Here is an 11,245-nt window from a genome sequence, read left to right as displayed (position 1 = left end):
ATTTACTAAACAGAAAAAAAGGCAAAAGAAACCCTAGGGTAGCTAGTTATTCACTATCCATTTTTTAAGTTGGCGTTTTTTTATGTTTTAAACGCTTTATAAGCGCGTTTCAGCTTATGTAGGTAGAAGTTTTATAAAGACATAAGGTGCACATAGTGCAAAAAATTAAACATGAGACGCCAGATACGTGAGTTTTTTTGTCATTTAATCTGTACAGAGAAGATAAATAAATAGCTTCAATGTTTATGATAAGGGGGCTGGCGGAGTTTGTCAAGCAAGTTTTTTCGTTTCTATTTCCAATAAAAGTTCGTTATATGGTTATGCAAGAAGTCTATTTACCCATTTGCTTAACTTTCTCTCTACTTTTTCTGAGTAAGGTCACTATTGGCATGACAAACATTCATCGTAGTCAATATCTGTTTTTTGCTGCAATATTTCACTTTTTTTGAATATGTCATGCGAGACCTTATCGGCTCTCTGCATTGATTGTGATCTGCAGTAATATAAGCTCTTCAATCCTTTTTTCCAGGCAAGCATGTGTATTTTATGCAAGTAACGTTTATGTACGTTAGCAGGTAAGAACAGATTTACTGATTGAGACTGGCAAATACACGAAGTTCTATCACTTGCATGTTCTATAATCCATCTTTGGTCAAGCTCGTACGCTGTTTTAAATGTCAATTTTTCATGCTCACTGAGAAAATCTAAATGCTGAACGGAACCCTCGTTTGTTGAAATTGAAGACCATATTTTATCATTGTCTTGATTTTTTTCTGCTAATAGTTTTTGCAAGAATTTATTTCGCACTACAAATGAGCCTGTAAGTGTCTTTTGTATGAATACGTTTGCTGCATATGGTTCTATTCCAGGAGAGGTATTACCTGCAATAATGGAGATCGAAGCAGTAGGAGCAATAGCGAGCTTGTGTGTAAACCTTTCCATTAGATCAACTTCTTTGGCATCAGGACATGCTCCCTTTTCTTCTGCTAATTTTTTAGAAACTATATCTGCTTGCTCGCGTAAATACTTAAATATTTTTTTATTCCATTGTTGTGCTGTTACTGATTCAAAAGGAACCATTTTGCTTTGTAAAAATGAATGAAAGCCCATCACACCAAGACCAATACTGCGTTCTCTTATTGCAGAATATTTTGCTCGCTGCATTTCATTCGGTGCTTTATTTATGAAATCTTCCAATACATTATCAAGAAAGCGCATTATATCTTCTATGAAGAGTTTATTGTCTTTCCATTCTTCGTAGTACTCAAGGTTTACGGATGATAGACAACACACAGCAGTGCGTGATTTATTCAGGTGATCATAACCTGTGGTTAAAGTTATTTCACTGCATAGATTTGACATCTTGATGTCTAAGTTGAGCTTTTTGTAAGATTCTGGCTTATTGTTATTTGTTGCATTAAGGAAAATAATGTAAGGTTCTCCAGTTTCAACTCTTGCTGTTAATATTTTGATCCATATATCCCGCGCTTTTACAGTTGAAATAACCTTATTGTTGTGAGGGCTTATTAAATTCCATTCTTGATCATTCTCAACAGCCTGCATAAATTTATCTGTTACTATTACAGCATGATGTATATTTAACGCTTTGCGATTTGGGTCACCGCCTGTTGGCTTACGTAAATCCAGAAACTCTTCTATCTCCGGATGAGATACAGGAAGATAGACTGCTGAACTTCCTCGCCTTAAGGATCCCTGACTAATTGCAAGCGTTAGAGCATTTTGCACTACAATAAATGGAACAATTCCTGATGTTTTGCCGCTACCCTTTACGCTTTCGCCTATTGAGCGTAAATTTCCCCAATAACTACCTATTCCACCACCACGTGCAGCAAGCCAAACATTTTCATTCCATAGATCAACTATTCCCTGCAAGCTGTCTTCGGTTTCATTAAGAAAGCAAGAGATAGGTAACCCTCTCTTAGTGCCACCATTGCTGAGTATTGGTGTTGAAGGCATGAACCACAAGTTGCTCATGTAGTCATAAAGACGCTGCGCATGTTCTTTATTATCAGAATAGTAATTAGCAATACGTGCAAAGAGGTCTTGATAACTTTCATTTTCTATTAAATACCTGTCTGATAGAACTGCTTTTCCAAAGTCGGTTAATTTGCTGTCCTTTGCGTAATCAATAGTAATGTTATTCATAAAATTCCTTTTATCCTTTTATTATATATAGATACTTAAAAGCCACTTTGAGTAATTTTTAAGTTAGGTTTTTCGGACTTTCTTGTTGATGCTGTAATGCAAACAAGATACCGTCAACCTGACTGCCATATATTTTACAGTAACTCATATAACTTATTTGCATATTTATTTCTTTTGCAACATGTTGAACATAACTTTCTGAGTGACGAAAATAGTCTCCTTTGTTTACAAAGTCAATACCTTCACCTTCCTTTCTTCTTATTAAACATACAATAACTCCTTTTTTGCTCGTAGATCTTTTTGCTAATTCCAATTCTTCTTGAAAGTCATGTAGATAATGTAGCACTTCAGCAAAGATAATTACATCATACTGCTGGTTTTTCTCTTGTTTAAGAAACTCTTTCATTTCCATATGTATTAATTCATTGTAAACAGGCTTACCTTTTATAAAGCATCCTCTTGCGATATTTAGCATTCTACTTGAAATGTCAATTCCTGTTATATGGTTTCCAATACTATTTATTTTCAAGAAATGACCACATATTCCAGTTCCACAACCAAGGTCAAGTATATTGAGCTCAGAAGTGGAGTTGTTGAAGATTTTTGTAATTATCATGTGTACAAGTTCATGCCCTCTATATTGTTTGGCAATCAACCAATGCTCAACAAAATATTCACCTGTGTAATCAAAATATTGTCTTATGAGGTTTTTTGGCAATTCTCTAATAGGCGCTGAGTTTGTCATTTTTTTTATATAGTAAGACGCCTCCTCGTGGTCATTATCTAATTTTAGTGCCCTTGTTAAATAATTATAAGCTTTGTTAGTATTCCCTACCGCAAAATGACACCTTCCGATGTTATACCAGACTATAGGTAAATGGGGGTAAAATATGCTAATTAACCAAAATCGTAACTTTGCGTCTGATATGCTACCTTTATAAAAGTGATATAAACCGATTTCAATGTTGGTGTTTAACAGGTTCTTAGATTTTTTAAGAAGCACTGTCATTTCTTTATGAAGAGTATTATATTTATTCACAATGAAGTGTTTTACTTTCTTAATATTTAATACGCCAATGAGCTTAGACATACAATTTAAAGCAACGTTTTTTATAAAAGAGAGATTACTTTTCATACGTTAGAAATACTCCGAATGTTTATTATCATTTTTAGGCAATTGATTTTAACACATTTTATCTTACAAAATATCTTTTTTATTAATTTTTACTGTATATATAAGTTTACCACATATTTCTCAGATTATACTGTTTAGGATTGCTAGTATATTGTTGTTGATAATATAAGTAAATGTTTTGTGCAAAAAGGCGTTGACATATTATTTATTAGGTTATAATATATAAAAGATTAATTTAGTTTTTAGATGTTTGACAAGTTTTATGGTAGAGATTAATTTAATCTCAATTCAATTTTAATAATATTTAACTCTGCATATTCTGCATATAGTCGGATAAATAAATTATTAAGAGCACTTGATGGATGCCTTGGCGTTAAGAGGCGATGAAGGACGTGGCAGGCTGCGATAAGCTGTGGGGAATTGTCAACAAATTTTGATCCGCAGATTTCCGAATGGGGAAACCCAACTAGTTTAGCTAGTTATTACGTACTAAGTATGTAAAGCAAACTTGGTGAACTGAAATATCTAAGTAGCCAAAGGAAAAGAAATCAACCGAGATTCTGTTAGTAGTGACGAGCGAAAGCGGAAAAGGCTAGTGATTTAAGAATAAGAATTAGAATACTCTGGAAATAGTAACCATAGAAGGTGATAGTCCTGTATAAGTAGAAAGTTTTTAAATCCTTGAGTAGAGCGGGGCACGTGAAATCCTGTTTGAATATGGGGGGACCATCCTCCAAGCCTAAATACTCCTTAACGACCGATAGTGAACAAGTACCGTGAGGGAAAGGTGAAAAGAACCCCGGGAGGGGAGTGAAATAGAATCTGAAATCAAGTGCTTACAAACAGTTGGAGCTCTATATCAATTTATTGATATTTAGAGTGACAGCGTACCTTTTGCATAATGGGTCAGCGAGTTAATCTATGAAGCAAGCTTAAGCCGTTAGGTGTAGGCGTAGCGAAAGCAAGTTTGAATAGGGCGTTTTAGTTTTATGGATTAGACCCGAAACCAAGTGATCTAGTCATGACCAGATTGAAGGTGTGGTAAAACACACTGGAGGATCGAACCAGTTAATGTTGCAACATTATTGGATGAGTTGTGATTAGGGGTGAAAGGCCAATCAAACTTGGAAATAGCTGGTTCTCCGCGAAATCTATTTAGGTAGAGCGTTGTATGTATGTTGTTGGGGGTAGAGCACTGGATAGACTAGGGGGATTCACCGTCTTACCAAATCTAACTAAACTCCGAATACCAACAATTAATTATACAGCAGGCACACTACGGGTGCTAAGTCCGTGGTGAAGAGGGAAACAACCCAGATCACTATCTAAGGTCCCAAAATTACAGCTAAGTGGGGAAGGAAGTAGAAAAACCATTACAGCTAGGAGGTTGGCTTGGAAGCAGCCATCCTTTAAAGAAAGCGTAACAGCTCACTTGTCTAAATAAGTTTTTCTGCGCCGAAAATGTACCGGGGCTAAAGCTGTATACCGAAGATGTGAGTGCTTATTGATTTCGATCAATAGGCGCGGTAGCGGAGCGTTCCGTAAGTCTGTGAAGGTGGTTTGTGAAAACTGCTGGAGATATCGGAAGTGAGAATGCTGACATAAGTAGCGTAAAAGAGTGTGAAAAACACTCTCACCGAAAATCTAAGGGTTCCTACGTTAAGTTAATCTGCGTAGGGTTAGTCGGTTCCTAAGGCGAGTCCGTAAAGGAGTAGTCGATGGCAATTAGGTTAATATTCCTAAACCTCTTAAGTGTGACGGGTTTCGTATTTGTATAGATCTTATTGGATTGATCTATGCTTAAAAGAAGCTCCAGGAAATAGCACTTATATTTATGAGGCCGTACCGCAAACCGACACTGGTGGATGAGTAGAGTATACTAAGGTGTTGAAAGAATGATGTTGAAGGAACTCGGCAAATTATACCTGTAACTTCGGAAGAAGGGTAACCTGCTTTTAGGCAACTATGAGTAGGTGGCACAAAATAGGGAGTAGCGACTGTTTACTAAAAACACAGGACTCTGCAAACACGTAAGTGGAAGTATAGGGTCTGACGCCTGCCCGGTGCTGGAAGGTTAATAGGAAGGGTGCAAGCTCCGAATTGAAGCCCCAGTAAACGGCGGCCGTAACACTGACGGTCCTAAGGTAGCGAAATTCCTTGTCGGGTAAGTTCCGACCCGCACGAATGGCGTAACGATTTCTCCACTGTCTCCAACATCACTTCAGCGAAATTGAATTCCCCGTGCAGATGCGGGGTACCCGCGGTTAGACGAAGAGACCCCGTGCACCTTTACTATAGCTTTACATTGCTATTAAAAGTGTGATGTGCAGGATAGGTGGGAGACTTTGAAGTTATGGCGCTAGCTATAATGGAGTCAACCTTGAGATACCACCCTTTACACTTTTGATATCTAACTATGTTTCATTATCTGGAACTAGGACATTGTATGGTGGGTAGTTTGACTGGGGCGGTCGCCTCCTAAAAAGTAACGGAGGCGTGCGAAGGTAAGCTAGAGCTGGTCGGAAATCAGCTTGATAGTATAATGGCATAAGCTTGCCTGACTGCGAGGCTGACAAGCCAAGCAGAGACGAAAGTCGGTCATAGTGATCCGGTGATTCTGTATGGAAGGGTCATCGCTCAACGGATAAAAGGTACGCCGGGGATAACAGGCTGATGGTGTTCGAGCGTTCATAGCGACGACACCGTTTGGCACCTCGATGTCGACTCATCACATCCTGGGGCTGAAGAAGGTCCCAAGGGTTCGGCTGTTCGCCGATTAAAGTGATACGTGAGTTGGGTTTAGAACGTCGTGAGACAGTTCGGTTTCTATCTGCCGTGGGTGAAGGAAATTTGAGAAGGTCTGACTCTAGTACGAGAGGACCGAGATGGATATACCTCTGGTGTACCAGCTGTTATGCCAATAGCATCGCTGGGTGGCTATGTATAGATGGGATAATTGCTGAAAGCATATAAGCAAGAAACCCTCTTCAAAAAGATTTCCCAATTAAGGCCGTGGAAGACTACCACGTTGATAGGCTAGGTGTGGAAGCATGGTAACATGTGAAGCTAACTAGTACTAATAGCCTGATTGATTTATTTGCTTTCTATATGTGTGTATGCAGTGTTAAATATTAAGTTAAAATTGTTAAGTTAGAAATTTTTATTGACTTGGTGGCTATAGCAAAAATGAACCACCCGATCTCATCTCGAACTCGGAAGTGAAACTTTTTAGCGCTGATGGTACTTGAAAAGGGAGAGTAGGTCGCCGCCAAGTTTATAAAAATTTCTTTGTTAATTAGACAGTAGGTATACTTATATTTTAACTTTCTTGTTTTGTTACTATTCTTTAAGTTTTTACTTTAACCACGATATCTTTTTTTTCTTATATGTTCTTGGTCATTTTCTACATTATTTAGCATTGTTCCTACTTCCCCTAATTGATTCCCTTTTGAAGGAGAATTACTGATTTCTGGTAATATTACATTACCTCCCACTTTTTTAAATAATTCTTCTTGTTGGCGAAATGCTGACCTCCAATCTGTTCCTGTTCCTTTAGGAAGAAATAAGAATTGATACATCTGACCAAAGCCTGTGTTATTTACCTCTTTTATATGCTCTACCATTCACCACACCCATTAACTATTTTTAAAAATTTTACCTATATTATCATAAAAAATATAGTTGTAAATACCTTAATTGAGATTTTTTTTTATTTTATCTTTTTTAAGCAAATAGTTAGATCTTTTTGTAAGTTTTTATAACTTGCTTGCATAATGTTTCTATGAGTTAGTATTATGTAGTAGTGCCCTATATTACTTATATTTAAAATGCTAATTTTAGCAAGCATTCGTAGTTGCCTTTTTATTTTATTTCTTTTTGCTGCTTTTCCGGTTTTTTTACTGATAGCCAGACCTACTCTAATAGTATGAATGTACTTTTCAGGTTCTCTTTCTTTTATAGCGTACAGTGATATATAAAGCCCACGATAAAAAAGACTGTTGAGTGCTAACTTATTTTTGAAAGCAGAAGAAAAATCTTTTTTTTTATACTTACTATGCGCATAATTTGTTACACCCTAATGAACGGCGCCTATTAAGGATTTTTCTTCCAGCTCTTGTTGCCATACGTGAACGAAATCCGTGTCTGCGCTTTCTTATCAAATTTTTTGGTTGAAATGTTCTCTTCATTGTTTTTATATTAATATAATTATTTATTTTAAATTGTTTTACTTTATTGTCAAATAATGGTGAACTTGTATGACATTTTCGTAGAATAAAATTTGATGCATGGAAGAATGAATTCGGTGATAGTCATACCTGTCTTACTAATCCTTTTATTTTGTTTTAGTAGGTTTCAAGAAGTAAATAAGGTTAAATCTTATCTATATCTTAGTTGTGTATGGATGCTAACTTGGTTGTTAGTATTCTATAATAATTGTTTTGTAACTTTTATTTCTATAGCGTTACTTTTTTTCATGCTTGCTTTTATCTTTAAAAATAAAAGAAATAAAATAATAAAACTTTCGTTATTTGTGGCTTTGGCCATATCATTTTTTATCACTTTATTTATAATGCTGTCTATTTTTATTCAATCCATTAGTTTTTTTAATAAAGTAGCTATTTCAGAATTCTTGTTTTGCTTGAAATGGTGCCACAATGTAGTCACTATCAATGAAGAGAAGATAGGATGTTTTGGTATAGCGCCGCTTTTGGTGGGTACATTACTTATAACTATTATAGCAATGTTAGTTGTCGTTCCGCTTGGTTTATTTTCTGCAATATATATTAGTGAATATGCGAGTGAGAAAGTGCGTTATATTGTTAATACAACTTTGCAAATTTTGTCTGCTATTCCTACGGTTGTATATGGATATTTCGCGGTTGTGTTTTTGTCTTTCTTTATAAAGCAGGTAGCAAATTTTTTTGGTTTAAGTATACACTCAGAAAGTGCCTTAGTTGCCGGTTTATCGATTGGGATAATGATTCTTCCTTTTATTATTTCTTTACTCGAAGATGCCATAAGATCTATTCCAAAAAGCTTGCGTTATGGCTTCATGGCACTTGGTGCAACTCCAGCGGAAACTATATGGCATATAACAATACCTTATGCAATGCCTACAATTTTAAGTGCAATTTTATTGTCAATTTCAAGAGTGATAGGTGAAACAATGATTGTGCTAATGGCTGTGGGAATCAACGCAAATTTGACTTTTAACCCTCTTAATTCAGTTACTACCATTACCGTGCAGATCGCTACATTACTTACCGGAGATCAGGATTTCAATAGTGTACAAACTCTTGCTGCTTATGCGCTTAGTTTAGTATTGTTTATTATTACTTGGCTATTAAATGCATTTGCATTGTTTGTAATGAAGCGTAACTAGTAAGCGTTTTAATGTTGCAAAATTTCTATTAATAATATAAAATTTATTTTCTTTAGAAGTTCTTTTATGGAATTATAGTGTTAGGTGATAAAAATAAAGAGATGAATATAGGTAGAGCGATTAAGGTAACTCAAGCAGTTGTTGATATAAAATTTGAAGGTGAATTGCCTAAAATATTTAATGCTTTAAAAAGCAAACTAAAATATAAGGATAAGGAGCTGGTTTTAGAAGTTTTGCAGCATATAGGTGACAATATAGTTCGTTGTATTGCTATGGATAGCACAGATGGCATGTCAAGGGGGGATGAATTTGTTGATACAGGTGCACCAATATCGGTGCCAATTGGGCGTTCAACTTTAGGAAGGATTTTTAATGTTGTTGGAGAGCTTATAGATGAGTGTGGTCCACTGAAGGGAAAATATAACTTAGAGCCTATACACAGAGCACCTCCAAGTTTTACTGAACAGAGAATACAGGAAGAAGTTTTAGTTACGGGAATAAAAGTTATAGATCTTCTTGCACCTTATCTTAAAGGAGGAAAAATTGGCTTATTTGGTGGAGCCGGTGTTGGTAAAACAGTCCTAATAATGGAATTAATTAATAATATAGCAAAAGCTCATAAAGGATTTTCTGTGTTTGCCGGGGTAGGGGAGAGAACGCGTGAAGGTAACGATCTTTATCACGAGATGATCACTTCAAATGTAATAAATATAAATGAGCATGAAAAATCTCAAGCTGTTTTGGTTTATGGTCAGATGAATGAGCCTCCTGGAGCAAGGGCTAGAGTTGCTTTAACAGCACTTACTATGGCAGAGTATTTTCGTGACCGTGAAAACCAAGATGTTCTATTTTTTGTGGATAATATCTTTAGATTTACACAAGCTGGTTCTGAAATTTCTGCTTTACTTGGAAGAATACCGTCAGCTGTTGGTTATCAGCCAACCCTTGCAACTGATATGGGTGCAATGCAAGAAAGAATAGCTTCAACAACTTCTGGCTCTATTACTTCTGTGCAAGCTATATATGTTCCTGCGGACGATTTAACTGATCCAGCCCCAGCAACTACGTTCTCTCACCTTGATGCCACCACAGTGTTGTCAAGGCAAATAGCTGAAATGGGAATATACCCTGCTGTTGATCCACTTGATTCAACTTCTCAGTCTTTATCTGCTGAAATCATTGGTGAAGAACATTATAAGGTAGCTTCTGAGGTGAAACGTATATTGCAAACTTATAAATCACTGCAAGATATTATTGCAATACTTGGTATGGATGAGCTATCTGATGAAGATAAAATTATTGTTGATAGGGCTCGTAAGATTCAGAAATTTCTTTCTCAACCTTTTCACGTTGCAGAAATATTTACTGGCATGCCTGGTAAATTTGTTTCACTTTCTGATACTGTTTCCAGTTTTAAAGGGATTGTTGAAGGCAAATATGATCACTTACCAGAGGCCGCTTTTTATATGGTGGGGAATATAGATGAAGCAATAAAAAAGGCTGAATTAATACAAGCTGAAGCTAAGTAAAAGTTAAAGATTATGAATACTTTTAAAGTGCAATTTTTCTCTCCTGATGATCAAATTTCATTCAGTGGAGTGGTTTCTCTTTCAGTAACTGGGCTCGAAGGGGAGCTTATGATTTTAGCTCACCATGCTCCTTACTTAATTTATTTATTGCCTGGTATGATTACTGTTAAAATGAGTAATCAAACAGAAAAGAAGGTTGTAATTGATAGTGGCGTATTAGAAGTTGCAAGTAATAATTGTAGCATTATAACAAGTCAAATTCAGGTTTTTGATCGTGCAATTCATGATGAGAAATCGTTTAAAAATAAGAGAATTAGTATATATTTAAGTTATCTTGATGAGAAGTTTCTTTCTTAGTTATTTTAGGCAAAAAGTCAATTATCATTCAAGTGGCTATAAGATTTTTGCTCAGGGGGCTCTTTTTTGTCATCCCAGAAACCCCGGGGTGTCATCCCAGTGTCGGAGTACTTTAGGTGTATGATCCCAGAGTGTGATGGTATGGGACCATACACCTAATCAAATAAAAATTAAAGAAGGAGAGTTGGTTGTAACGGTTGGAGATAACGACTTTGTTTTACCTGGAATTTACGTTGGATAAACTACAAAAAATAACAGGTAAAAATCAACGTAAATTTAAGATAAATCGATTTTATTAGTATTATCAAATCAAAATCTGTTTTTAATTAATCAATAATACTTTTTTACATATTTTCATCCCCTTTCATGGATTTTTTAATTTTATAGATGATATCTAATATTATTAGAAGCATTGTAAAATATCTTATGAGAAAAGTTATAAAATATATTAGCATTATTGGTATTGCATGTTTAGTATTGTTATTTTTTATATCTAATGTGGAAACACGCGTAAAAACACAGGAAGAACAATTATTCCTAGCTGTAGAAGATGGTAATGCACAAGAAGTAAAACTATTACTCAAAAATGGTGCAGAACCAAATTGACCTTACCCAGAAAAAGTAGAGAGAAAGTTAAGACGTTTTTATCATGAGAATAAATTGTGCAGGAATGCA

9 protein-coding genes, 2 rRNA genes and 1 pseudogene are annotated in these 11,245 nt (G+C 35.7%); 7 read left to right on the top strand and 5 right to left on the bottom strand.

Annotated elements, in window-relative coordinates; translation table 11 throughout:
* Positions 1-381: 381 nt before the first annotated feature.
* Both BA053_RS03385 and BA053_RS03380 read right to left on the bottom strand, forming a co-directional pair.
* Positions 382-2,166, bottom strand: coding sequence for a ribonucleoside-diphosphate reductase subunit alpha (locus BA053_RS03385; protein WP_065094930.1), 1,785 nt, complete (start codon positions 2,164-2,166; stop codon positions 382-384).
* A 58-nt stretch (positions 2,167-2,224) separates the two neighbouring features.
* The gene (locus tag BA053_RS03380) at positions 2,225-3,301 is read right to left on the bottom strand and encodes a methyltransferase domain-containing protein (protein ID WP_065106755.1); all 1,077 of its coding nucleotides are present in this window, start codon (positions 3,299-3,301) and stop codon (positions 2,225-2,227) included.
* 335 nt (positions 3,302-3,636) lie between these two features.
* Between BA053_RS03380 and BA053_RS03375 the strand changes: the two genes are divergently transcribed.
* A 23S ribosomal RNA gene (locus BA053_RS03375) occupies positions 3,637-6,402 on the top strand.
* 66 nt (positions 6,403-6,468) lie between these two features.
* Positions 6,469-6,575: ribosomal RNA gene (gene rrf / locus BA053_RS03370) — 5S ribosomal RNA — on the top strand.
* Positions 6,576-6,660: 85 nt separating this feature from the next.
* On the opposite strand, the gene BA053_RS03365 is transcribed toward rrf, so the two are convergent.
* The 3 genes and pseudogenes from BA053_RS03365 to rpmH form a co-directional block, all read right to left on the bottom strand.
* Positions 6,661-6,924, bottom strand: coding sequence for a hypothetical protein (locus tag BA053_RS03365; protein ID WP_065094928.1), 264 nt, complete (start codon positions 6,922-6,924; stop codon positions 6,661-6,663).
* 86 nt (positions 6,925-7,010) lie between these two features.
* Positions 7,011-7,286 (bottom strand): annotated as a pseudogene (gene rnpA, locus BA053_RS08005) (ribonuclease P protein component); the annotation flags it as partial.
* Positions 7,287-7,353: 67 nt separating this feature from the next.
* Entirely contained in the window at positions 7,354-7,488 is a 135-nt protein-coding gene (gene rpmH / locus BA053_RS06745; RefSeq protein ID WP_006279898.1) for a 50S ribosomal protein L34, read from the bottom strand.
* A gap of 107 nt (positions 7,489-7,595) precedes the next feature.
* Here rpmH and pstC point away from each other — a divergent pair, with 107 nt between their 5' ends.
* The 5 genes from pstC (at position 7,596) to BA053_RS03345 (ending at position 11,176) form a co-directional block, all read left to right on the top strand.
* A complete protein-coding gene (gene pstC, locus BA053_RS03360) occupies positions 7,596-8,684 on the top strand; it encodes a phosphate ABC transporter permease subunit PstC (RefSeq protein WP_065106756.1) in 1,089 nt (362 codons plus the stop codon).
* A gap of 101 nt (positions 8,685-8,785) precedes the next feature.
* Positions 8,786-10,213 carry a F0F1 ATP synthase subunit beta gene (gene atpD / locus BA053_RS03355; RefSeq protein ID WP_065094931.1) on the top strand — a complete coding sequence of 476 codons (1,428 nt, stop codon included), beginning with the start codon at positions 8,786-8,788 and terminating at the stop codon, positions 10,211-10,213.
* Positions 10,214-10,225: 12 nt separating this feature from the next.
* Positions 10,226-10,570: a F0F1 ATP synthase subunit epsilon gene (locus BA053_RS03350; RefSeq protein ID WP_065095371.1), complete on the top strand. Its 345-nt coding sequence runs from the start codon at positions 10,226-10,228 to the stop codon at positions 10,568-10,570.
* Positions 10,551-10,694, top strand: coding sequence for a hypothetical protein (locus BA053_RS07640; RefSeq protein WP_156518021.1), 144 nt, complete (start codon positions 10,551-10,553; stop codon positions 10,692-10,694). The genes BA053_RS03350 and BA053_RS07640 overlap by 20 nt, the downstream gene beginning before the upstream one ends.
* Before the next feature lie 302 nt (positions 10,695-10,996).
* Positions 10,997-11,176 (top strand): ankyrin repeat domain-containing protein, encoded by a 180-nt coding sequence (locus tag BA053_RS03345; protein WP_245611051.1) that lies wholly within the window; start codon positions 10,997-10,999, stop codon positions 11,174-11,176.
* The last annotated feature ends 69 nt before the right edge of the window (positions 11,177-11,245 follow it).

It is taken from the genome of Wolbachia endosymbiont of Nomada ferruginata (genome assembly GCF_001675785.1).
Lineage (GTDB): Bacteria > Pseudomonadota > Alphaproteobacteria > Rickettsiales > Anaplasmataceae > Wolbachia > Wolbachia pipientis.
Note: the sequence above shows the minus strand (reverse complement) of the source record. Positions and strands in the feature narration are given on the sequence as shown.